We start from the raw sequence: 22846 nt of genomic DNA, 5'->3' as shown, positions 1-22846 counted from the left end.
GGATTTTCTATTTGGTTTGTATTTGCTAAATTAGGTGCTAAAAACACATAACAAACCATATAAACACGTTGGTGGTAATTTTAAAAAAAATGAAAATAGCGTATATACTTTTTGACGATATAACTTTACTTGATTTTATTGGTGTTTATGACTCTATAGGCAGAATAAAATCAAAAGGATTTATTCCTGAATTGAGTTGGGATTTATGTGGAATCAAAAACTCAATTACTGATAATTTCGGTTTGAAAATAGAAATTGAAAAAATAAAACCTAACCTTTCTAATTATCAAATGATAATTATCCCTGGAGGATTTGGAACAAGAAAATTGCAATTTGACACTGAATTTATAGAATGGTTGAAAACAGGAGAAAACATTGAACAGAAAGTATCAATTTGTTCAGGTAGCCTACTTCTTGGCGCTGCTGGGTTTTTAAAAGGAAAAGTGGCAACTACAAACTTTAATGAATATGAAACTTTGGAAAAATATTGTGAGATTGTTTCTAAAAGCAGAATAGTTGATGATGGAAATGTAATAACATCTGGAGCTGTTTCTTCTTCACTTGATCTAGGTTTATATTTATGTCAAAAATTAATTGGAAAAGATAGAGCAGAAATAATTAGAAAAAGTATGGATTATTTCCCGAGCAAATTTGAAATAAAAACTGTAGCTAACAATACTATAGCTCATTGCGGCTGAATTCCTAATCGGAATTCAACGCTTATTCGCTATCTTTGGATTATGGCGGAAAGAATCCTGCGGATTTTTCCGTAACGAAGCCATACATGTTAGCGATAATTCCCAAATCAAAATGAAATACTTATCCATAATTTTATTAATCATCTTTAGTTTCGGATCTTGTAAGACGGACAAAAAACAGTCTAAATCAATTGATATAAAAGCACCTGAATCACTGAATCAGACTGAAAACATTAAAGAAAATGTTGATACAATACATGATCAAAAAGTAAGAGAAATAAAACCTGACACAAGAATAGACCTTAATGAAATATTATCGTTAGATAAAAATGATTATCTAGCTTCCTTTTCTAATGGAAATTTAGAATTATGTTGCTATTACGAAATAATTGACCTCTCAGAATCTATAATTCGCTCGAACTTTAAAAAAACAATCGAAACATATAATTCTGAAGACAAAACGGATACTGTATTTGTTTACAAATCTGAAACCTCATTCTTTAAGGAATATTACAATCATCATCCAAAAGTAAATAGATTAGATTTGGTTTACGGTGAAATATTTGATGAAAGCCATATAGACGATAAAAGAGTGGAGATTGGGCAAAATAAAATAAAATTTTTAGAGCAATTTTTTCTGCCTTCAAAAAAAATGAATGAAATAAAACAATTTTCAATAAGCGAGGATGAACTTGGGGAGGCTGAGACTATTTTTAAATTCGAAGAAGATAAATTAAAAATGATTATTTTCAATTCTAGTTATAGTTGGATTAATAAAAAACTGGAAAAATAACATATCGTTAACATGTATAACAAATCATAGCCGCCTATCGGGCAGGCTACGCTTGTTATACGAAACGTTACAGGTCATGCTAATACTAGAATCATTGAACATAGAATGGGTAAAATAGCAGTAATTGGAGGCTTAGGAGCTTTATCTGGAGCCGATTTGTTTTTTAAACTTCTGAAAAACAAATCAGCTTTAAAAAATCAAAAACACTATCATTTCATTTTTGAACAACAACCTTATAGTCAGATTGAATCTGCTTTATTTGAAGAGCAGGATATAAAATCAAGGAAATTCTACACTTTCACTTTGTGCAAAAATTTTGAACAAAAAAATGTGTCTAAAATTTTACTGCCTTGCTTTGCAAGTCATTCATTTTTAGAGGAGCTGCAAGAAGAAACATCCATTTCCATTGTTAATATTTTTGATGCTATAGCCAATTATCTAAGTTTGAAATTTGATAAAGGAACTAAAATAGGAGTGCTTACATCTAGTTTTGTGAAAGAATCATTCTTGTTAGAGAAATATTTTCAAGACTATGAATTGATATATCCTACAAGCCAAACCCAGTTAATGCATGCTATATATGGTGAATCAGGTATAAAAAATGGATATTTAGACGGTTTACCGCTAGAATATGTTTACGAGGCCTGTATAGAGCTAAAAGCAAAAGGTTGTGAAGTGATTTTACCGTGTATAACTGAAATTTCTCTATTGGTAAATCAGCTTTGGACAAGAGGAATTTCTATTATAGACGTTAATGAGATATATGCAGATTATGCACTATCTAAAGGAGATATCCCACAGCCTAAACCTTTTAAACTTGGTGTTGTTGGAGGAGTTGGGCCTTCTGCAACGGTCGATTTTATGAATAAAATCATTCAAAATACAACAGTGAAGAAAGACCAGGATCATATAAAAATGATAGTAGAGCAAAACCCTCAAATTCCTGATAGAACAGCCAATTTGATTCATAATCAAACAGACCCAACTATTGCGTTATTTTCAACTTGTAAAAAATTAGAAGCCGCTGGTTCAAATGCAATAGCAATACCTTGCAACACAGCGCATGCTTTTGTAAAAGAAATACAAGAACACCTTAATGTGCCCATTGTTAATATGATAACAATTACAGCAGAATATATTTTAGAAAATTTTGGAAAGGGTACCAACGTAGGGCTATTAGCAACAAACGGTTCTATTCAAAGTAAAGTTTATTTTAATGTACTTACGGGTTTTGGACTTCAGGTAGTTATTCCGGATGAAACTCATCAAAACTATGTAATGGAAAGCATTTATGGAAAATTTGGTGTAAAAGCGGGTTATACAGATGGACTTTGCAAAGAACAAATTCTTAATGGAGTTAATCACCTTATTAAAAGAGAGGCTCAGGTAATTATTTTAGGGTGTACTGAATTACCACTTCTGTTTCCTGAAAATAAGGAGCTTAGAGATGGCAAAAAATCAGTTGAGCTAGTTGATCCTACTTTAATTTTAGCAAAGAAAGTAGTAAATTTAGCTACATCAAACTTGTGAAAACACTACCTGTAACACCGTATAATTTATTGCTAATTCTAGCCTACTTACGAAAACCCTCGCGGATTTTCTATTTGGTTTGTATTTGCTAAATTAGTTGCTTAAAACACACAACAAACCATACACAAACCGTAGGCAATTTAAAAAAACACTCCTGCTCGGTTATAGTATGTTTGCTACCGCTAGCTTTTCTAGCTAGTAGCGTTAAGAGTAAGAATGGCCCGTCCTGAATAAAGGCTACATAATATAACACAATTATGTATAAAAACAAATAAAACATTTATTACATTAGTAGTTTATATAAAAAATATTAACTATATATTTTTGTTGGGTATAATTTGAGAAAACTTGAAAATGAAAAGTTTGAATTGGAAAAATATTTTATGGATTATAATTGAGATTATCATTTCGGTATCCATTTATTATTTAATTCAATGGACTTTAAAAAGTACGGAATTCCCTTTTACAGATGATATGATGGCTGGCGTTTTTCTTCTGCTCATAACTGTTGGGGTTATTTATGGAATTACAATTTTCGGATTTATCAAAATTGATGAATTCATTACGGGAGCTAAACTGAATATCGGAAAAGGAATTTTACTTCTGATTATCGGAGCAGTAATTTCTTTAGTTGGAATGAACTTACTTGTGAAATTGAACGTGATTGACTCTGATTTTCCATTGCTTTTGTTTATTCTGATTGTGATGACTGTACCTGTTGTTTGTTTGAATTATGGATTACGAATAAAAAAAACGATGCCCAACCAAACCGTATAAAATTAATTGCTAGTGCAAGCTTAATGACATTAAGTTCTAACCTACTTACGAAAATCCTCGCGGATTTTCTATTTGGTTTGTATTTGCTAAATTAGGTGCTGAAAACACGCAACAAACCATATAAACATTTTGCCACACATTTGAGAATACCGTTAACCGAATTAGTAAATAGTTTAGAAAAGAAAACTCAAATCGAATTAGCTATCGAATTGATTGAAATCGGATTGCCAATTTGGGAGAATTACAACTCTGAAAATCGAATTGAATACACGGACTCTGTTGTCGGAATGTATCATAAAATAAAGAAGAATCTGATTGAAAAATCAATTAAGCTCTTAAAAAAAATAAACGGACAGAATAACTTTCTGACTGACAAAATAAATGCTCTTAAAAATAAATCACTCCACGATGAAATTAGAGAACCAGTTGTAGCTAGAGAAGATGATGATTTTGAAATCCCAATAGAAGTTGAATTAATTTTATACTCAACCTCAAATCTAATTGAATATGTAATTGGTAAAACCCGTAATTCTTTGAATGAAAATTTAGCATACATTTCAATTAACCAATCTATTGATGCGATTACAAAAAGTGAAATAAAGACATTCGACCAAATAAGTGAAATATTAAACCTTGCAAAAAAAGAAAATAATTGATTAAACTTGAACAGTATTTTAAAGGACAAAATAGTTGGGAGAAATTCATTGAGGTTTTTGAAAGTAATTGGAAAGATCCTGAATTTCAAAAGACACTACTCTCAAAAGTAGATAATAGAATTGATTTAGCGAAAGTCATTTATTACAAATTTGGAGAAACAAGTTTAAATTGGTTAGATAAAAATATTCCTGCTTTAGATAATTTGACACCATTGGAATGCTTAAAATCAGAAAAACTAATTAACCGACTAAAAGTATGCCTTATGAGAATGCCTTGAGAAATTAAGACGTTCAGATCTATCAAATTCGTAGCTAATATTCTCTAGGAACCTAATTTGATTTGAAGAAAGTGGTTCTCCTTTTTTTACTTCGGTAAAAAGTAAACCATAAGGTGTTTGCACCAAATTATCTTCAGTGCATACCAATTGACCATTTGTGTTTCGTATAATACAATGGATTAAGTAAATAAAAAGAGGATAGGTCACTGCGAAACACATCAAAGCAACGCCCCGAACGGTCTGCGGGACTTACAGCCGTATGCCTATCCAATATTTTCTATTTAAGCCGAATTTTGATTTTTGGCGTCATAATGAAGTGTAATGTGTTTCACACTTCAAATATAGAACTAAAAATGAAATGAGAGAAAAAAAGCCGATGACAAAGAACTGAGGTAAAAAACAAATAGGCATTGGTGGTTAACGAAAGTTTTGTAATTTTAAGCAATCACACCAAAACAAACGTTTTGACGTTTAACAAAATATAAAAGTAAAAACGTTTGTTTTGGCTTAGTGCAAACTCGAAATGTCAGTTCTTTTTACTGCCATACTGGCCTTATACCAGACGTTACCACACAGCAGAAAATACGAAAATGGAAGAAAAAGAAAAACCAAGACTTTCAAGATTAACTGCTATTCTTACTCAACTACAATCTAAAAGAATTATTAAGGCAAAACAGCTTGCTGAAAAACACGATGTTAGCGTAAGAACTATTTATCGAGATATTCGCACACTTGAAAAATCAGGAATACCCATTGTAACCGAAGAAGGGAAAGGGTATTCTATTATGGAAGGCTATCACCTTCCGCCTGTTCTTTTTACAGAGGAGGAAGCAAATGCTTTAATCACGATGGAGCAATTAGCAATCAAAAACAAAGACTTATCACTTGTTAAAAACACAACTAGCGCTATAGAAAAAATAAAAGCCATTTTACGATACTCTCAAAAAGGAAATGCAGATTTATTGTCTGATAGAATTTACTTTAGTGGGAACAACAATGAAGAGAAAACAAGTAATAATCTAATGCAAATACAGTCTGCTATTACCCAATATAAAGTCTTAAAGATGGATTATCTTTCTTCCGAAAAAAAACGAACCACTCGAAACATTGAACCTTTTGCTATTTACAGCATTCATGGAGATTTCTTGTTAATTGCTTTTTGTAGATTACGAAATAATTTTAGACACTTTAGAATAGATTTTATCCAAAATCTTATTACAGATAACGAAACATTTAGTCCACATAATATGTCGATAAAAGAATATTTTGAAAAATATGTAAAGAACCAAAAACACCCTTGACACACCTTTGTCACAACCTCAATTTACATTTGCAGAAGTATTAATTAAAAACAACTAAAAATGGAAATTATTAGAATCGTAGTTTTATCATTATCAGCTCTTTTACTAATCTTTGTAGGTATTAGTAGATTGAGTAACCCAATTAAAACCTATTTAAAAAACTCAGGAATCAAATTAGAAAATGATCCTAGTTTATTGAATGAAGTTAGAGGTGTTAGTTCAGTTATGTTTTTTGCTGGAATTATTATAGCATTTGGAATATTTATTGGAAAACTATCCCTTACTTCACACTTTGTTGCAACTTTAATTTTTATAGGTTTCGTAATAGGTAGATTAATCAGTTTAAAAGTTGATGGTAAACCGAGTAAACAAATCACCCAAGGAATCATATTTGAACTAGTTTTAGGTATGGCTAATATGTTTTGTTTGGTAAACCTTTGGAATTAGACTTAAGATAATGCCAGTGGCTAACATCGATGCTATAGTTAATTGCTGGAGTATGGTGTGTTCTAACCGGAAAATTCTCCGAATTCCCCTCAGATTAGTCCCCTTTTGCTATCTTACTTGCTAAACTAACAAACGAAATAATTGAAAATCTTAAACCAAAATTTGATATAACTACTAACTTTGAGTTAAATATAAAATTCGTGGGGGAAGGATATGGAATCCCAACAGAAAATGGAATAAAAGCAATTAATCTGTTAGCAAAACTAGAAGGACTTTTTCTTTGTCCTGTATATACAAGTAAGGCAACGGCTGGATTAATTGAATATATAAAAGATAACAAGATAAAAAAAGACGAAACAATAGTTTTGTCCATACAAGTGGAATGCCTTTAGTTCATGCATATTATAATCAGTATGTATAAGAATTACATGCTACATATAACAAAAGTAATTACATACGTTATTTACAAGCCCAGAATAGATCCAAAATGAGATAAAAATAAAGGAATGAACATATTCTGACAATACGAAAAATAAGGTTTCAGTCTTTTTCTCAAAGAAAAATAGTTCTGCAACATTTATTTTTATTCTCGAGATGGGAGTGAGAGTAAAACATTATGAATTGTTTGCAAATAATCTTAGTGAAAAAAGATTCAATGTTATTACAGCAGATTGGCGTGGGTTGGGGCATTCATCATTAAGAGTTTCTTATAAAACAGATTTTGGATTCTGGGAGTCTCTTTATAGTTGAGATGGCTTAGTTAATATAGAAAACTCACTATGAAAAAACATTCCTACCTCTATTTATAATTATTTTATAATTCTGCTATATAAGTACCAAAAACATTCAATCGTCTTATATAACACTATTAGCTAAGAGTAATTTTGTAAATTGCAATACTTCTAAATTTATATAACAGTATGGTTACTTTAAAACAATTAGCAAAAGAATTAAATGTTTCTATTTCTACGGTTTCGAAAGCATTAAACAATAGTGAAGAGATTGGCGAAGAGACAGTTAAGCGCGTTAAAGAGCTTGCCGAATTATATAACTACACGCCTAATAAAGTAGCCTTAAGTTTAAAGCAAAGTAAAACGAAGACGATAGGCGTTATAATTCCTAATATATTAAATCATTTTTTAGCTAAAGTACTTTTCGGTATAGAAAGAGAAGCAACCAATTTAGGATATAATATTATAACGTGTATTTCCAATGAGTCTTTAGAAAAGGAAAAAGAAAGTTTGTTATTGCTTGCTAATGGAAGTGTCGATGGGTTTATATTGTCGGTTGCAGAAGAGACACAGATTAAGAATGAAATAGATCATTTTAAGAAAACCATTAGTCAAGGCTTACCTATAGTTATGTTTGATCGGGTAGCACATGATGTACTATGTGATAAAGTTATTGTAGATGATTTTGATGCGACTTACAATACTACTAAAAAGTTACTTGATGAAGAAGGTCGCAAAAATATTGCTTTTATAAGTAATATTGGCGAATTAAGTGTTGGCAAATTAAGAGAAAGAGGCTATAATAAAGCGATATTAGAACATAATAACCAAGAGCCCTTGGTTTTAAAAATTAAAAAGAAAGACGATCATCAAAAAAAGATAAAAGCGTTCTTTAAGAAAAATAAAAAACTAGATGCGGTTATAGCAGCTGATAGTTCTTCAGGCATCATTTCTATTAACACTGCGGTTAATTTAGGTTTAAAAGTACCAAAAGATATATCAGTATTAGGTTTTGCCAGTAAAGCAGATTCTAACCATTCTTTGCCAAGGTTAACAACAATAAGGCAACATGCTAAAGTTATAGGTGCTAATGCGGCTCAAATGCTTATTGACAGACTACAGAAAATGCATTTAAATGAAGATGTAAAGACGAAAATTGTAAAAACCAGCCTTGTAAAAACGAAGTCGATGCTTAAATAGTTTTTAACAGGTTATCAACAGTTTTTATTGCATTATTTGTATTTAATCGATAATATATGTATTTCATCGATTATATTTCTTCGACACGTGCAGTTTAACCAACTTTACTGCATCTTAAAGAGCGCCCCATAAAAATTCCCTAAGTTCTTCTAAGAAGAATTAATCTGTATTATTTTCCCTCAAAAAAATTTAAAGAATCGCTGTACTATTTTATGTATTCGATTTAAAGTTAATTATCCATTTTTCCCTCAGTTAAGATATTTGTTTTCAATGTCTTATCTATAGTTTTTGTTTAAAAAATAGTAAGAAAAATAATTAATATTAACTTTAAAATTGAAACATTATGAAAGCCCTAAAAATTACTTTATTCGTAGCAGTACTTTTCGCAACATTAGCATCATGCACTAAACAAGATTTAAATGAAGATGATGTATTACAAGCAGGTAATAATACTAGTATGCCTGCCCCATCAACTGGAGGTAAGGTGCATGACTAATATTTATTTAGTTATTAACATATATAGCTCTTTATACTAGATGTAAAGAGCTTTTTTATTTAAATTAAAAAATTATAAATAAATTTGAAGAAACCTTTAATTTTTCTTTTTTGCTTAAGTGTAAATTATTTTATGTCACATTAATAATATTTATAAGATGCTCTTATAGTCAGGATAATGTTTTATTTATGATTGATTCTTTGAGTCATGAGGTAGTAAACCTAAAAGTAAAAGATTCATCTTCTATTGCAAGAGCTCATTTCTCTTTAGGTGAAATATATAGAAAAAGAATACCACTTGCAGATAGTGCATATTTTCATTACCATAAGGCTGAAAAGATTTATAGAAAATTAAGTGAAGAATTTAATATAGCCAAAGCATTATATGGAATTGCTGTTATTCAATGTAACGAAAAAGATTTTATTGGGAGTGAAGTAACAGCAATAGAAGCAATTACCTTGTTAGAATCTCTAGATGAAACTAATGGGGTTAAAAAATATAAAGCCTATATATACAATACTCTGGGAATAGTATTTGATGAATTAGAACAATATGGTGAGTCAACTAAATATTATAACCTCGCTCTAAAATTTAAAAAAGAATTAAGAGGCAATTTTAGTGCCAGTATAAATTATACATTAAATAATTTGGCTGATAGTTATACCCGTTCGGGCCAATATGAGTTAGCCATAGAAAATTATAAATTAATATTAGAAAACAAACAATTAATAAAAGAACAGCCAGGTTTTTATGCTTTGGTCTTAGGCAATTATGGACACACATTATATTTATCAAAACATCTAAAAGAAATTCCTAACTTGTATTTAAAGGCATTAAAAATTAGCGATAGTATAGATTATAAAGGATATAATTCAATAATTATTAGCCAACATTTGGCAGAGTATTACAATGATATTAATTATAAAGACTCTGCTAAGTTTTATGCTTATAGAGCTAAGAATATTTCTAAAAAATATCATAATGATGATTTATTAAAGTCTCTTTTATTACTTTCAGAAATAGAAGAAGGGGATATTGCGGCTAAACATCTAAAAGACTATGTGAAGTTAAGTGACAGTTTACAAAAAAACGAACGAAGAATAAGAAATAAATTTGCCAGAATTCGTTTTGAAACACAACAGATAGAACAAGAAAACGTTCGAATTGCTAAAGAACGTATGTGGCTTTTAATAATTTCTGCAGTATTGGTTATTTCATCGTTTCTGTTATATCTGGTAATTACCCAAAGAAACAGAAATAAAGAATTACAATTTATCCAGAAGCAACAAGAAACAAATGAAGAGATATACAACTTGATGCTGTCTCAAAACGAAAGTATAGAAGAAGCAAGAACACAGGAGAAAAAACGAATTTCTGAGGAGTTACATGATGGTGTGCTGGGACGTTTGTTTGGAACCCGTTTAAGTTTAGACAGTTTAAATATGAGCAATAGCGCGGAGGCTATAAAAACTAGAGAACAATATATAAATGAACTTAAAACCATCGAGCAGGATATACGAAAAGTATCGCATGAGTTAAATACCGATTTTGTATCCGGTTCCGGATTTATAGATATTATAAAAACCTTTCTGGAAACACAAACGTTGGCTTATAAGCTGAAATATATATTAGAGCTTGACGATGCAATTAATTGGGATGAAGCCTCTAACAAGAACAAAATTCATATATACAGAATTATTCAAGAATCGCTTCATAATATATATAAACATGCCAATGCAACGCAGGTAAATATTAGTTTTAAATTAAAAAATAATGTAATTTGCTTAACAATGAGAGATAATGGCTCTGGATATGATGTTAATAAAGCGAAGACAGGTATAGGATTAAAGAACATGAGATCCAGAATAAATGACATAAACGGAAGTATAAATATAGACTCAGAAATAGATGTAGGAACTACAGTAATTATAGAAGCCCCAATTACCTAACACAAAATTTATGACAGGAAAGATAAAAATACTAATGATTGATGATCACCCAATGATTATTGAAGGGTATCAAAACACACTGCTTTTTACTAAAAAGGAAAGTCAGGAACTCGAAATTGATATTGCTAATAATTGTGACGAGGCCATTGTTTATATGGATAAATCAATTCAAAATGAAACCCCTTATGATGTGCTATTTGTTGATATTAGCTTACCACCATCTACAGATGGTTTAATGAGCTCTGGTGAAGATTTGGCAGAATATGCACGGCGAATTTTACCAAAGGCTAAAATTGTTATATTAACCATGTTTAATGAATCTTTTAGGATTCATAATATTATTAAAACGATAGATCCTGAAGGATTTTTAATTAAAAGTGATTTAACTTCCAGTGAACTTGCCAGTGCATTTCAGGCAGTCCTTAATAATCCGCCATTTTATAGTGGTACTGTAAATAGTCATATTAGAAAAACCATTACAAGCGATATAGTTATTGATGATAGAAATAGAAAAATACTTCATTTATTATCGCAAGGGGTGAAAACAAAAAATTTAGCAACGCATTTAGATATTTCTTTAAGTGCCGTTGAAAAAAGAAAAAAACACCTTAGAGATATTTTTGAAGTAAATGACGGTCAGGATGAAACGTTATTAAAAGAAGCGAGAAAAAAAGGCTTTGTTTAGTAGCTTTATTTATGATAGTTCGTTTTTTTAGAAAAAAATACTATTTTTTTTACTCTTAAAACCCTTGCTATACCTCAATAGTATCAATTACCCGTAAAGGTGTTGCGGTTTTCCCGTAGTTCAAAGACAGGACTTATAAGTATATTTATATCATCAACACTTCAAAAATTAATTAATCCCTCAATTTTTTTTGTTGATAATAGCAATTTACAGACCCTATGGAGGTGAGAGACCCATAGGGTTTCTTCTTTTTATATTCCTGCGAAGGCAGGAATCTCATAATTTAAACAAGGATTATACAATTAAGGAACACAAATAAAGTCAAGCCATGTCATGCGATACCTCCATCGTATCTCATCCGATATGATTAAGGGTTATTTTTATTTGTAATAACTCTGTTTTAGATATTCCCTATTTATATTTCTAATAAGAACCCTATAAAAAAGCCCAAGTAAATAATAGCTGTAATAAACTTTATAAATGTAGATGCAATAAAACCAATAAAAGATCCAAAAGCAGCTCTAGTTGCAGTTTTAGAATCGTTTTTATTTAAAAGTTCTCCTATTAAAGCTCCAACAAAAGGACCAATAATAATACCTCCGGGAATAGGACTTAAAAGCCCTACTATGAGGCCTATTGTAGTACCAATCATGCCGTACTTAGTACCTCCAAATCGTTTTGTGCCAATGGCCGGAATAATATAATCTAATATCCAAATAAGTATGGCAATTATTAATGTTATAATTATAAAAGATTTGCTTATTGGTGTGGTATGGGTAAAGTAAAGAATTAATAATCCAATCCAGCTTGTTAATGGCCCGGGTAATACGGGTAAAAAACTGCCTATAATACCTAGAATCATAAATAAAACAGCAATAATAGTTAAAATGGTATCCATAAAAGTATTTGTATTCAGCTTATTAGACGCTTTTATAGAATTAATGTTACATTTTTAAACTAAAAAATTAGTTTTAACTATTTTTTTAGTTATATTTGTATAACTAAACTTTTAGTTGAAAGAAGTTCTAGTTGTAAATATTACTATTAAAATGTTATAAAATGAAACAACTAACTAAAGCCGAAGAAGATATCATGCAAATACTTTGGGAATTAAAAAAAGCCAATGTAAAAGCTATTATAGAACAATTCTCAGAACCTAAACCAGCTTACAATACGGTATCTACCATAGTTAGGATTTTAGAAAACAAAGGGTTTGTAGGTTACGAAAAAGAAGGGAAAGGACATATTTATTTCCCTTTAGTTGCTAAGCAGGATTATAGTAATCAGTCCATAAATAAATTAGTAGATAATTATTTTCAGGGGTCTTTTAAAAGTATGGTGTCCTTTTTTGTAAAGAAAAATGATATGAATATAGAAGATTTAGAATCTGTTTTAAAGGAAATCAACAAAAAAAACTTATAGTATTATGATACATTATATTATGAATACCATAGCATTTCAGCTATTCTTTCTAATCATTTACGATCTATTTTTAAAAAAAGAAACGTTTTTTAATTGGAATCGAGTTTACCTTCTTGTTACTTCGGTATTATCATTAATAATTCCTTTTATTAAGATAAATCGTTTTAAAGAAATACTTCCCCAAGACTTCATAATAAGCTTGCCAGAAGTTATTATTGGTAGTACAACAAAATCGCAAACAGATATTAATACCTTGCAATTAGATCCGGTTATTGTAACTTCAAAATCAATATGGTCCTGGGAGTTGATTTTATATGCAGGCATGTTATTGGCAACTCTTTTATTTCTGTTTAAGATAATTAAATTAACGTTGTTATTTTTTAAAAACCCCAAAAGCAGAATAGGTGATTTACATATAGTTAGCTTGCTGAATAGTAATGCTGCTTTTTCATGTTTCAATTGTATCTTTTTAGGAGAGCGAATAAACGAAATAGCTAAAGCGTCTATTATAAAACATGAAATGGCACATGTTAAAGAAAAACATACTTTGGACTTATTATTTTTTGAAGTGCTGAGAATTCTATTTTGGTTTAATCCTTTGGTATATATGTATCAAAATAGAATCATGCAACTTCATGAGTTTTTAGCAGACAAGAAAGCTTTAGAATACCAAAGTAAAATAGATTATTATGAAAACTTATTAGCCCAAGTTTTTCAAACCGAAAATATATCATTCATCAATCCATTTTTTAAACAATCATTAATCAAAAAACGAATCGTTATGTTGCAAAAATCAAAATCAAAGCAAATTAATTTATTAAAGTACACCTTGTTAATTCCTATGGTTTTGGTAATGTTGGTTTACACGTCTACAGAAGCGCAAAACGCAAATAATAATGTTTTAAGTGCTAGCGAAACTGAATTAATTCCTTTAAGAGAAATAAATATGGAAGTACCTTTTTCTGAGGTAGATGAAACTCCAATATTCCCTGGTTGTGAAGACTTAGATAAAAATGAACAGAAAACATGTTTTACTAATAAAGTCACTAAACATATAGTAAAAAACTTTAATACACACAAGGCTATTCAGTTAGGTTTTATTGGGAGACAACGTATCCATGTTATTTTTAAAATAAACAAAGATGGAAATGTAACAGGTGTACGCTCCAGAGCCGCCCATTCTGAACTTGAAAAAGAGGCAATAGATTTAATAAGGACGCTCCCTAAAATGATTCCCGGTAAGCAAAACGGAGAAAACGTTACAGTAACTTATTCTTTACCAATAATTTTACAAATACAAGATAAATCTACGGTTGATGAGATGGTAGTTGTTGCTTATGAAGAGAATAGTAGTAAAAATGAACCCAATGTTTCTAAAAAAAATGTGCCTTTTACTGTTGTCGATCAAGCTCCAATATTTCCTGGTTGCGAATCGCTTAGTAACGAAGAACAAAAAGCATGCATGTCTAAAAATATGGCATCTCATGTAAATAAAAACTTTAACACAAAACTTGCTGAAGATTTAGGTTTAGTAGGTAGGCAACGTATTAATATTATCTTTAAAATAAATACAGAAGGTGATATAGAAGGAGTACGTTGTAAAGCGCCTCATCCTGAACTTGAAAAAGAAGCTATTCGCGTAATAAACACACTCCCTAAAATGATTCCGGGAAAGCATGAAGGGAAAGTAGTGAATGTTCCTTATTCTCTGCCAATTATATTTCAAGTTCAGGATAAGACAAATATGCTGGATGAAATTGCAATAGTGGGGTACAGAGGTTATTCGAAAGATGAAATTCCTTTTACAGATGTTGAAGAAACACCATCACATACCGACTGTAAAGATTTAGCTGATAATTTGGAGAAACGCAAGTGTGTTTCTAATATGATTCAAAAACATATTAATAGAAATTTTAATGTTTCGAAAGCAAAATCTTTAGGGGTAAAAGGCAGGCAACGTATTGATGCTATTTTTAAAATAAATACAGAAGGACATGTGGTAGATATAAGTTCGAAAGCTTCGCACCCAGGTTTAGAGGAAGAAACAAATAATGTAATAAAAACATTGCCTCAATTTATACCCGGTAAACACAAAGGTAAAGCTGTAACTGTAGTATGCTCATTACCAATAACTTTACAAATACGGCAATAATAGAGATGACTAGATATACTTTATTATTACTGTTGTTAATAGTATTTAAAACCGAAGCTCAAACTTCGGTTTTAAACATGGCAGATAGTTTATATGCCAATGGCAATTACACTAAAGCCATAGAAAATTACAAAACATATAAAAATCAATCTGAAGTTTACGATAAAATTGCTAAAGCATATATTGCCATTGGTAATTATGATGAGGCTTTAAAGAATTACAAGGCTGGTATACAGGAAAAGCCTAACGATGCTTTAATAAAATATCACTACGCTAAATTATTGGCCCAAACTAAAAAAAATGAGGAAGCTTCTAAAATTTTTAATGACCTGATCCTTATAGATCATAAAAACCCCAATTACCATTACGAACTAGGTTTGGTCTTGGAAAAAGTAAAAGATTCCACAGCCATAAACTGCTTTCGTTCTGTATATGAAATAGACCAAACCCACCAAAAAGCTATATATAAAATTGCAAAATATTATCTTCAAAAGAGGAAACATCAATTAGTAGAGAAATATGCCGATGAGGGACTAAAGGTCTATGAAAATAATGTAAAACTAATAAGTTTAAAAGCCCAAAATTATTATTGGCAGCATTATTATAGAAAAGCAGCTACATGGTTTGAAAAATTAATAGAACTAGGTGAGTCTTCTGAGTTTATTCATGAAAAGCTCAGTTATTGTTACTATTACAAGTTTGAATTTGAAAAAGCTATTGAACAACGAAAACTTGTATTAAAATATAATAAGAATGATGCTGCATCTTTATATGCAATAGGAACGTACTATTATGAGCTTAACGATTTTGTTAATGCAGAAAAATATGTAAAACAATTTTTAGCTGCAAAAGATTTGCCCTTAGACGCAGAATACTCAAAATTGGCTACCATATTAAATAGACAAAAAAAGTATGATGAATCTATAGAAACACTAAAAAAGGCCATAAAAGAAAATCCAGATAATATAAGTACACATTTCCGTTTACTAATAACGAAAGATGCCTACTATGCAGATTTAGATACGAAACTTGAATTATTCACTAACTTTAAAAAGAAATTTCCATCCGGGTTTCATGGAGAATATATTGATAAACGTATTAGTGAATTAAAAAAAGAAAAATTCGTGAAGGCGGGAGTAAAAGCTGATTAAAATGTAAAAAAATTGTACATTTCGGTTTCAGTTGTAATCCATGAGACAGATTTGTGTATTTTTATTAATAATATTACTTACTTCTTGCGAGTATTTTAATGTAAAAAAAACATCTTCTGAAGTTATTTTAAATGAAGAATTACAAACGTTTAACTGGAACGAGGTTGACGAATACCCAACATTTGCTTTGTGTGACTCTTTATCCAATAAACAAGAAAAACAACAGTGTTTTACAAATGTTTTAACAGACCATATATTTAAATATTTACAAGACCAAATTATAGTTGTAACCAAAGATATTAACGATACTATAGATTTAAAACTTCGGGTATCCGAAACTGGAATAGTAACTATCTTAGAGACAAAAGTAGATAGCCTTACCATAAAGGAAATACCAAATATAAACAAGTTGCTATCTAAAAGCTTAGACACCTTGCCTAAAATTTTCCCGGCAATAAAGAGAGGGCAACAAGTTACTACAGAATTTAAGTTACCAATTATTATCCAAGTAGACTGATATTACTTTTTAAACGCTCTTCCTTTCCATTTATAGGTTTTAAAAAGAGAAACAAAAGCGACATAGACACTAAAAAAAGGATAAATTATAAATCCGAAAATAAAATGCCTTAAAACATGTTTCTGATCTAAAAAATGAGCAGATTTATAAATTAAAAAGAAATCGATGTTAAGTTTTATTATTACAATATAACCCCAGATTTTAAAATTAAAAATACCAAGAACAGTAAGCAATAAAGTTGAAATGACTAATGCATTCATAAGTAAAACGATAAGCCCGGTGAGTTTTCCAAACCAATTATTATAAGCACTTGTTTTTGCGGCCCAACGGATGCGTTGCGCTATTAAATCTGTCCAAGAAGGTTGCGATTGTGTTTTTACTATAGCCTTTTCACATTTTAAATAATGAAGGTGTTCGGGATAGGTTTTAGCCACTTTTTCGAGTAGAAAAATATCATCACCACTGGCAATATTGGTATTGCCTTCAAAACCGTTTAATTTTTGAAATAAAGCCTTTTCATATCCAAAATTAGCACCATTACAAAGAAATGGTTTATTAATGCCAAAACCACCAATGGTCGCTCCCTGTAAACTTAAAATATCCAGCAATTGAAATTGATCTAAAAAGCTCTCGGAATTATGATATGTAATTGGTGCAGCAATACATTTTGTGTCTGTTTTTTGAATAAAAGCATCAAAACTATCCAACCAATATATTGGCAACACGCAATCTGCATCGGTCGTTATAACCCATTTATTTTTGCAGTGATTAATAGCTGTAGTTATAGCATCTTTTTTGGGAGCATTCGTTTTTCTTTCATTTTTAACAACCCTTATGTCATTTTGAGTGTTAGCGAGAAATCTCATAATAACGTTGTCTGAACCATCATCGGAATCATCATCAACAAAAATAATTTCGAATAAATGAGATGGGTATTTCAACAAAGCTATAGACTGTAGTAGTTTAGGTAAACGCTCTGCTTCATTTCTAAAAGGAATAATAACCGAAAAAGTAGTTTTTGGAGGAATATCTTCTAATTTAAAGGAGGTAACTTTATCAAAACCAAAAACGAAAAATCCAATTAAAATCAGATAACCTATAGTAATAAAGATGCTTATTAAAACCATAATTAGTTATCGTTTTTAGGTGTATTAAAGTGAATAACATAGTAACTTCCAAAAACACTCGGTAAGACAAAATTTAACAACCACATCAAGGTAATAGTACTTAAAATGATAATTTCGCTAATGCCTATGATGCTAAACAAATAAATAGCAACGCTTCCTTTTATTACAACATCAAATATAAAAATAGACGGAATTATTGACGCTAATAAGTACATGGATGTAATAACAATCATTGCGTTAAAATATGTTATTTCAATTCCGAAAAGTTGTAACAAAAAGTAAAATTGAAACGAAAATACTATATAGCGTAGTATAGATAAAGATAAAGCCTTTACCATCGTTTTTTTAGGAAACCCTAAAATGGCATGTTTCATTTTCTCTAAAGAAAACCCTTTAATGGTAAATGTTGTTTTTTGCATTCCAAAAGCTAATGAAACGATTATAAGTCCCCCAATTAAAATATATTGAATGAATTTATAATAATCAATATTTACTTGATATTTTGCTACAAAAAAACAAAAACCAATAACCCCAAAAACAGTAGTAACAGCCATTTGCAATACATTCCCTAATAAGTTAATTAGAAGAATACGTTTTCTGTAATTAGAAGCGTAGTAAATAGCTTTAGCCCCATATTCGCCAATTCTGTTGGGTGTAAATAATGAGGCTGTTAACGATCCTAAACTTTGCTCAAGAGCATTTTTAAAACTTATTTTTTTTACCGAAGAGACCAATATTTTCCATTTTGTGATTTCGAAGAACCAGTTAAAAAACGTCAAAAAAAGCAAAAAAATGATGCTTTTTGATGAAAAAACGTCTTTTTTCAGTGAAAAATCAATGAAATCATGAAAATCTAATTCTGGATTATTCATTAGTTTTTGATATATAAAGTAAAAAGCTCCAATAACAATGCTTAATTTAATAAGCCCAAAAAAGAATTGTTTAGTTTTGTATGGAAATGTATAAGTCATATACCTATTTATAGGTGCAAATTAAATCATTATTACGTTATGACCTCAGATTTTAAAATATATAAAAAAGCCTTTTGTGCCATCGTTTTTATAATGAGCGGTTTTGTGTCTTTTTCTCAAGGAGATACAAGTACAATAAAGGCACAATTTGGACTAGGGCTTAATAGTCCGTCTAAAAATGGATTTGTAGCTAGTTTTGAAGGGAAAACGCTCAACCTTCCAACAGTCAACTTAGGAATTCAATATATGTTTAAACCGATTTTGGGAGCAAAATTAGATTATAGTTTTAGTAGAATATCTAACCAAAAAAACACGTTGGAATTTAAGCTTAATTATTCTCGTATCAATTTACAAGCAGTTTACAATGCCAATAGAATATTTAACTTACCCCAACGCGTAGGGGTCTTTGTGCATGCAGGGCCCGGTTTTTCAATGGTAAAACCTTTAGGTAATTATACCCAAAATAAAACATCATTTCTTAATGCTATGGCAGGTGTAGAGGTTCATTATGGCATTTCAGATAAACTTTCTGTCTATGCAGATGTTTCATATATATACGGATTTGCAAAAGATTTTGCACCTATATCAGATGGATTTGGCGCATTTAACGGAAACCTTTTAACACTAACTATAGGAGCTTCTATATCGCTTAGTGGTTGTTATTTTTGCGAACAATATGACTAAAGAACGAATTATTTTAGGCATTGACCCCGGTACAACTATTATGGGTTTCGGACTTATAAAAGTGGTTGGGAAAACCATGCAATTTTTACAACTTAATGAACTCGACTTAAAAAAATACGATGATCATTATTTAAAGCTGAAACTTATTTTTGAACGTACTATTGAGCTTATAGACACACATAATCCAGATGAAATTGCCATTGAAGCACCCTTTTTTGGGAAAAATGTACAGAGTATGCTAAAGCTTGGCAGAGCCCAAGGAGTTGCGATGGCAGCAGGTTTGAGTAGAGAAATACCCATTACAGAATATCTGCCTAAAAAAATTAAAATGGCTATAACTGGTAACGGAAGTGCCAGTAAAGAGCAAGTTGCTAAAATGCTACAAAGTATACTAGGTTTAAAAACGCTACCCAAGAATTTAGATGCCACCGATGGATTGGCAGCAGCCGTGTGTCATTTTTATAATTCAGGAAAAGTAAATGTCGGCAAAAGTTATACAGGCTGGGATGCTTTTGTAAAGCAGAATAGCCCCCAAGCCCCCAAAGGGGGAGCAAAAATGCCAACTGTTATAAATTTACGTAAAAAGAAAAATTAGTTCGTTTTTTGAAAAAACAACCTGTAGAATTTAAAAGAATGGGAGAGAACTCCTCCCCTTTGGGGAGGTCGGGAGGGGCTCTCTACATCCACATACCATTCTGTAAACAAGCATGTTTTTATTGCGACTTTCATTTTTCAACATCCTTAAAAAAGAAGGAAGCACTTATACAAGCCCTTGTAAAAGAATTGGAGCTTAGAAAAGATGAACTAAAGAATCAAGCTATTGAGACTATATATTTTGGAGGGGGAACTCCTTCTTTATTAACGATTGATGAATTGCGATTTTTGATTGATGAGGTCTACAAAAATTATTCAGTTGTAGACGAGCCCGAAATCACTTTAGAAGCAAACCCGGATGATTTAATGTCTCCTCGAGCGCCCGCCTGCCGGACGGTCAGGCAGTCGAGAGGTCTCACAAAAGAAACCATTTTTGAAGCATACAGAACTATTGGAATAAACCGACTTAGCATTGGTGTTCAGTCTTTTTTTGAAGACGATTTAAAACATATGAATCGTGCACATAATGCAGAAGAAGCAAAAACGTGTTTACAGATTGCAACGCAATATTTTGATAACATTACTATCGATCTTATTTATGGCATTCCCAATATGAGTGTGGAAAAGTGGAACGAGAACCTAGAAACGGCTTTTAGTTATGGCGTTAACCATATTTCCAGTTATGCACTCACCGTTGAGCCTAAAACAGCCCTAGATGCTTTTATAAAAAAGGGAGATTATCCACCAATTGATGAATCGTTGGCGTTGGAACATTTTAATCATTTAATTGATAAAACCAAAGAAAAGGGTTTTATACATTATGAAATCTCAAATTTCGGAAAACCTGATTATTTCTCTAAGCACAATACCAGCTATTGGCAAGGGAAACCTTATATAGGAATAGGGCCATCTGCACATTCATTTCGAGGGAACCAACGTAGCTGGAATATATCCAACAATTCAAAATACATGGCATCGATCCAGAATAATATATTACCAAACACTATAGAAAAACTGTCATTAAAAGATCGCTATAATGAATATATTATGACGGGCTTACGAACCATTTGGGGCGTGTCTTTAAATAAAATAGAACAAGATTTTGGTGATACCTATCTTAAGCATATAAAAACTTCGGCAGAAAAATTTATAGAAAGAGGCTTGCTAATCACATCCAGCCATTTAGATGAGAACAAAAACCCTATTGATATAATAAAAACGACCCAAAAAGGAAAATTTTTGGTAGACGGGATGGCTTCAGAACTCTTTTTCCTGAATTAAAAACTTATATTTGATATTACAGAAATAAACACACATATATGCTAGCAACCATACAATATAATTCGGCAAAACTTCAAATAGATTTATCACAACCAATAGATATTTCAATACCTTTAAAAGGAGCTGAAAACAACGTAAATGCGTGGTATTTAGATTCGCCTTTAATTGAACCGGCTAAAGATAAAGGTCAAATAATAAGCGTTTTAGAAGGATCATGTGTGAATTTTAATAATATTTCTTTCAACCCCCATGCCCATGGAACGCATACTGAATGTGTGGGACATATTACTGAAAAAGTACATTCTATAAATCAGAATTTAAAGCAATTTTTCTTTCTTGCAGAAGTTATAACCGTAGCTCCCGAGAAATTAAACGGTGATTTTGTGATTTCTAAAAAACAATTGCAATTTGCTATTGGAAATAAAAAAAGAGATGCCATAGTAATAAGAACGATTCCTAATACTTCAGAAAAGTTATCGGCACAATATTCGAATACAAATCCAACTTATTTATTAGAAGATGCAGCTGTTTATTTACGCGAAAAAGGCGTGAAACATTTACTAATAGATTTGCCCAGTGTAGACAAAGAAAAAGATGAATGTAAACTATTGGCTCACAATGCTTTTTGGGATACTAAAGGAGAAATACGATTTGATGCAACGATAACGGAGTTTATTTTTGTACCTAACCTTGTTAAAGACGGCAAATATTTTTTAAACCTTCAAATAGCACCGTTCGAAAATGATGCCTCGCCTAGCAAACCCATTTTATATAAAATAATAGATTAGCATGGAAGCATTTTTAGGAATAATAATAGGTGTTTTAGTGACTTTGGGTCTGGTTACTTACTTTAAGTCATTTAAGAAAAAGCAATTAGTAAAATCTCAATCAGTATTGCTTTTAGAAAAAATAAAAACGGTTTGTAAATTTATAACAGTCGAAGGTGATTTTGCCGAAATCTATCATTACGAAGATGTTAAAGAGCGTTTTTTAAAATTGATTACTAGTAAAAAGAAAGCTTTGGTTGTAGTAAATGCAAAAGCGTATGTCGGCTACGATTTATCTAAAATTGAATTGGCAGCAGATACCGACAAAAAGAAGATTTTATTACAACAGTTTCCGCAACCGGAAGTATTATCAATCGAAACAAATTTGAATTATTACGATAAGTCCGATGGTTTATTTAATAAGTTTGAAGCAACCGATTTAACCGATTTACATAACGAGGCCAAACAACACATTCAAGATAAAATTCCAGAAAGTGGCCTTATTCAAATAGCTCAAAAAGAAGCTTTAGAAACTATTTCACTCATCGAAACTATAGTAGAAACAATAGGTTGGAAATTAGATTATTCAGCATTAAAAATAGAAGAAAAACCAATAAAAAAACTTGAATAGCTTGTCAT

At 30.8% G+C, this 22846-nt stretch carries 25 protein-coding genes; 22 read left to right on the top strand and 3 right to left on the bottom strand.

What is annotated here, in order from left to right:
• The first annotated feature begins 89 nt into the window (after positions 1-89).
• The 13 genes from Q4Q35_RS02130 (at position 90) to Q4Q35_RS02070 (ending at position 11541) form a co-directional block, all read left to right on the top strand.
• On the top strand, positions 90-698 hold the full coding sequence (locus Q4Q35_RS02130) for a DJ-1/PfpI family protein (protein ID WP_303276271.1): 609 nt from the start codon (positions 90-92) through the stop codon (positions 696-698).
• A gap of 112 nt (positions 699-810) precedes the next feature.
• Positions 811-1491, top strand: coding sequence for a hypothetical protein (locus Q4Q35_RS02125; protein WP_303276270.1), 681 nt, complete (start codon positions 811-813; stop codon positions 1489-1491).
• Between the two features lie 105 nt (positions 1492-1596).
• Positions 1597-3021, top strand: a complete 1425-nt coding sequence (cuyB, locus tag Q4Q35_RS02120) for a cysteate racemase (RefSeq protein ID WP_303276269.1) — start codon at positions 1597-1599, stop codon at positions 3019-3021.
• 354 nt (positions 3022-3375) lie between these two features.
• Entirely contained in the window at positions 3376-3798 is a 423-nt protein-coding gene (locus Q4Q35_RS02115) for a hypothetical protein (RefSeq protein WP_303276268.1), read from the top strand.
• A 95-nt stretch (positions 3799-3893) separates the two neighbouring features.
• Positions 3894-4454 (top strand): hypothetical protein, encoded by a 561-nt coding sequence (locus Q4Q35_RS02110; protein ID WP_303276267.1) that lies wholly within the window; start codon positions 3894-3896, stop codon positions 4452-4454.
• Positions 4451-4732 (top strand): hypothetical protein, encoded by a 282-nt coding sequence (locus Q4Q35_RS02105; protein WP_303276266.1) that lies wholly within the window; start codon positions 4451-4453, stop codon positions 4730-4732. The genes Q4Q35_RS02110 and Q4Q35_RS02105 overlap by 4 nt, the downstream gene beginning before the upstream one ends.
• 590 nt (positions 4733-5322) lie before the next feature.
• Positions 5323-6033 (top strand): helix-turn-helix transcriptional regulator, encoded by a 711-nt coding sequence (locus Q4Q35_RS02100; RefSeq protein WP_303276265.1) that lies wholly within the window; start codon positions 5323-5325, stop codon positions 6031-6033.
• Between the two features lie 60 nt (positions 6034-6093).
• Positions 6094-6480 carry a DUF4345 family protein gene (locus tag Q4Q35_RS02095; protein WP_303276264.1) on the top strand — a complete coding sequence of 129 codons (387 nt, stop codon included), beginning with the start codon at positions 6094-6096 and terminating at the stop codon, positions 6478-6480.
• Positions 6481-6590: 110 nt separating this feature from the next.
• Positions 6591-6872: a pyridoxal-phosphate dependent enzyme gene (locus Q4Q35_RS02090; RefSeq protein WP_437439735.1), complete on the top strand. Its 282-nt coding sequence runs from the start codon at positions 6591-6593 to the stop codon at positions 6870-6872.
• Positions 6873-7400: 528 nt separating this feature from the next.
• Positions 7401-8411 carry a LacI family DNA-binding transcriptional regulator gene (locus Q4Q35_RS02085; protein WP_303276262.1) on the top strand — a complete coding sequence of 337 codons (1011 nt, stop codon included), beginning with the start codon at positions 7401-7403 and terminating at the stop codon, positions 8409-8411.
• A 343-nt stretch (positions 8412-8754) separates the two neighbouring features.
• Positions 8755-8907 (top strand): hypothetical protein, encoded by a 153-nt coding sequence (locus Q4Q35_RS02080; protein WP_303276261.1) that lies wholly within the window; start codon positions 8755-8757, stop codon positions 8905-8907.
• Between the two features lie 188 nt (positions 8908-9095).
• Positions 9096-10856 (top strand): tetratricopeptide repeat-containing sensor histidine kinase, encoded by a 1761-nt coding sequence (locus Q4Q35_RS02075; RefSeq protein WP_303276260.1) that lies wholly within the window; start codon positions 9096-9098, stop codon positions 10854-10856.
• 10 nt (positions 10857-10866) lie between these two features.
• Positions 10867-11541 (top strand): response regulator, encoded by a 675-nt coding sequence (locus Q4Q35_RS02070; protein WP_303276259.1) that lies wholly within the window; start codon positions 10867-10869, stop codon positions 11539-11541.
• A gap of 415 nt (positions 11542-11956) precedes the next feature.
• Here Q4Q35_RS02070 and Q4Q35_RS02065 read toward each other — a convergent pair whose 3' ends face one another.
• Positions 11957-12439 (bottom strand): DUF456 domain-containing protein, encoded by a 483-nt coding sequence (locus tag Q4Q35_RS02065; protein WP_303276258.1) that lies wholly within the window; start codon positions 12437-12439, stop codon positions 11957-11959.
• A 161-nt stretch (positions 12440-12600) separates the two neighbouring features.
• Between Q4Q35_RS02065 and Q4Q35_RS02060 the strand changes: the two genes are divergently transcribed.
• The 4 genes from Q4Q35_RS02060 to Q4Q35_RS02045 are packed head-to-tail and all read left to right on the top strand — an operon-like array spanning position 12601 to position 16783.
• Entirely contained in the window at positions 12601-12963 is a 363-nt protein-coding gene (locus Q4Q35_RS02060; protein WP_303276257.1) for a BlaI/MecI/CopY family transcriptional regulator, read from the top strand.
• Positions 12964-12967: 4 nt separating this feature from the next.
• Positions 12968-15115, top strand: a complete 2148-nt coding sequence (locus Q4Q35_RS02055; protein ID WP_303276256.1) for an energy transducer TonB — start codon at positions 12968-12970, stop codon at positions 15113-15115.
• Entirely contained in the window at positions 15079-16266 is a 1188-nt protein-coding gene (locus tag Q4Q35_RS02050; protein ID WP_303276255.1) for a tetratricopeptide repeat protein, read from the top strand. The genes Q4Q35_RS02055 and Q4Q35_RS02050 overlap by 37 nt, the downstream gene beginning before the upstream one ends.
• Positions 16267-16306: 40 nt before the next feature.
• Positions 16307-16783: a hypothetical protein gene (locus Q4Q35_RS02045; protein ID WP_303276254.1), complete on the top strand. Its 477-nt coding sequence runs from the start codon at positions 16307-16309 to the stop codon at positions 16781-16783.
• A gap of 2 nt (positions 16784-16785) precedes the next feature.
• Here Q4Q35_RS02045 and Q4Q35_RS02040 read toward each other — a convergent pair whose 3' ends face one another.
• The gene (locus tag Q4Q35_RS02040) at positions 16786-17910 is read right to left on the bottom strand and encodes a glycosyltransferase (RefSeq protein ID WP_303276253.1); all 1125 of its coding nucleotides are present in this window, start codon (positions 17908-17910) and stop codon (positions 16786-16788) included.
• Between the two features lie 2 nt (positions 17911-17912).
• On the bottom strand, positions 17913-18881 hold the full coding sequence (locus Q4Q35_RS02035; RefSeq protein WP_303276252.1) for a lysylphosphatidylglycerol synthase domain-containing protein: 969 nt from the start codon (positions 18879-18881) through the stop codon (positions 17913-17915).
• Between the two features lie 39 nt (positions 18882-18920).
• Between Q4Q35_RS02035 and Q4Q35_RS02030 the strand changes: the two genes are divergently transcribed.
• Genes Q4Q35_RS02030 through Q4Q35_RS02010 form a run of 5 tightly spaced genes read left to right on the top strand, consistent with a single transcriptional unit; the run spans position 18921 to position 22838 of the window.
• Positions 18921-19565 carry an outer membrane beta-barrel protein gene (locus tag Q4Q35_RS02030; RefSeq protein ID WP_303276251.1) on the top strand — a complete coding sequence of 215 codons (645 nt, stop codon included), beginning with the start codon at positions 18921-18923 and terminating at the stop codon, positions 19563-19565.
• The gene (gene ruvC, locus Q4Q35_RS02025; protein WP_303276250.1) at positions 19558-20160 is read left to right on the top strand and encodes a crossover junction endodeoxyribonuclease RuvC; all 603 of its coding nucleotides are present in this window, start codon (positions 19558-19560) and stop codon (positions 20158-20160) included. The genes Q4Q35_RS02030 and ruvC overlap by 8 nt, the downstream gene beginning before the upstream one ends.
• Positions 20161-20198: 38 nt before the next feature.
• The gene (hemW, locus tag Q4Q35_RS02020; RefSeq protein WP_303276281.1) at positions 20199-21440 is read left to right on the top strand and encodes a radical SAM family heme chaperone HemW; all 1242 of its coding nucleotides are present in this window, start codon (positions 20199-20201) and stop codon (positions 21438-21440) included.
• Between the two features lie 38 nt (positions 21441-21478).
• Positions 21479-22228, top strand: coding sequence for a cyclase family protein (locus Q4Q35_RS02015; RefSeq protein WP_303276249.1), 750 nt, complete (start codon positions 21479-21481; stop codon positions 22226-22228).
• Position 22229: 1 nt separating this feature from the next.
• A complete protein-coding gene (locus Q4Q35_RS02010; protein ID WP_303276248.1) occupies positions 22230-22838 on the top strand; it encodes a DUF4230 domain-containing protein in 609 nt (202 codons plus the stop codon).
• Positions 22839-22846 lie beyond the last annotated feature (8 nt).

The sequence above is a fragment of the Flavivirga aquimarina genome (assembly GCF_030540835.1).
Taxonomy (GTDB): domain Bacteria; phylum Bacteroidota; class Bacteroidia; order Flavobacteriales; family Flavobacteriaceae; genus Flavivirga; species Flavivirga aquimarina.
Note: the sequence above shows the minus strand (reverse complement) of the source record. Positions and strands in the feature narration are given on the sequence as shown.

What these genes read in the sequence shown, in the direction of transcription:
- Q4Q35_RS02075 (WP_303276260.1), top strand. Translation starts at nt 9,096, where the DNA reads ATGATTGATTCTTTGAGTCATGAGGTAGTAAACCTAAAAGTAAAAGAT.
- Q4Q35_RS02115 (WP_303276268.1), top strand. Translation starts at nt 3,376, where the DNA reads ATGAAAAGTTTGAATTGGAAAAATATTTTATGGATTATAATTGAGATT.
- Q4Q35_RS02085 (WP_303276262.1), top strand. Translation starts at nt 7,401, where the DNA reads ATGGTTACTTTAAAACAATTAGCAAAAGAATTAAATGTTTCTATTTCT.
- Q4Q35_RS02030 (WP_303276251.1), top strand. Translation starts at nt 18,921, where the DNA reads ATGACCTCAGATTTTAAAATATATAAAAAAGCCTTTTGTGCCATCGTT.
- hemW (WP_303276281.1), top strand. Translation starts at nt 20,199, where the DNA reads ATGGGAGAGAACTCCTCCCCTTTGGGGAGGTCGGGAGGGGCTCTCTAC.
- Q4Q35_RS02015 (WP_303276249.1), top strand. Translation starts at nt 21,479, where the DNA reads ATGCTAGCAACCATACAATATAATTCGGCAAAACTTCAAATAGATTTA.
- Q4Q35_RS02045 (WP_303276254.1), top strand. Translation starts at nt 16,307, where the DNA reads ATGAGACAGATTTGTGTATTTTTATTAATAATATTACTTACTTCTTGC.
- Q4Q35_RS02040 (WP_303276253.1), bottom strand. Translation starts at nt 17,910, where the DNA reads ATGGTTTTAATAAGCATCTTTATTACTATAGGTTATCTGATTTTAATT.
- ruvC (WP_303276250.1), top strand. Translation starts at nt 19,558, where the DNA reads ATGACTAAAGAACGAATTATTTTAGGCATTGACCCCGGTACAACTATT.
- Q4Q35_RS02050 (WP_303276255.1), top strand. Translation starts at nt 15,079, where the DNA reads ATGCTCATTACCAATAACTTTACAAATACGGCAATAATAGAGATGACT.
- cuyB (WP_303276269.1), top strand. Translation starts at nt 1,597, where the DNA reads ATGGGTAAAATAGCAGTAATTGGAGGCTTAGGAGCTTTATCTGGAGCC.
- Q4Q35_RS02070 (WP_303276259.1), top strand. Translation starts at nt 10,867, where the DNA reads ATGACAGGAAAGATAAAAATACTAATGATTGATGATCACCCAATGATT.
- Q4Q35_RS02130 (WP_303276271.1), top strand. Translation starts at nt 90, where the DNA reads ATGAAAATAGCGTATATACTTTTTGACGATATAACTTTACTTGATTTT.
- Q4Q35_RS02065 (WP_303276258.1), bottom strand. Translation starts at nt 12,439, where the DNA reads ATGGATACCATTTTAACTATTATTGCTGTTTTATTTATGATTCTAGGT.
- Q4Q35_RS02080 (WP_303276261.1), top strand. Translation starts at nt 8,755, where the DNA reads ATGAAAGCCCTAAAAATTACTTTATTCGTAGCAGTACTTTTCGCAACA.
- Q4Q35_RS02125 (WP_303276270.1), top strand. Translation starts at nt 811, where the DNA reads ATGAAATACTTATCCATAATTTTATTAATCATCTTTAGTTTCGGATCT.
- Q4Q35_RS02035 (WP_303276252.1), bottom strand. Translation starts at nt 18,881, where the DNA reads ATGACTTATACATTTCCATACAAAACTAAACAATTCTTTTTTGGGCTT.
- Q4Q35_RS02060 (WP_303276257.1), top strand. Translation starts at nt 12,601, where the DNA reads ATGAAACAACTAACTAAAGCCGAAGAAGATATCATGCAAATACTTTGG.
- Q4Q35_RS02010 (WP_303276248.1), top strand. Translation starts at nt 22,230, where the DNA reads ATGGAAGCATTTTTAGGAATAATAATAGGTGTTTTAGTGACTTTGGGT.
- Q4Q35_RS02095 (WP_303276264.1), top strand. Translation starts at nt 6,094, where the DNA reads ATGGAAATTATTAGAATCGTAGTTTTATCATTATCAGCTCTTTTACTA.
- Q4Q35_RS02100 (WP_303276265.1), top strand. Translation starts at nt 5,323, where the DNA reads ATGGAAGAAAAAGAAAAACCAAGACTTTCAAGATTAACTGCTATTCTT.
- Q4Q35_RS02055 (WP_303276256.1), top strand. Translation starts at nt 12,968, where the DNA reads ATGATACATTATATTATGAATACCATAGCATTTCAGCTATTCTTTCTA.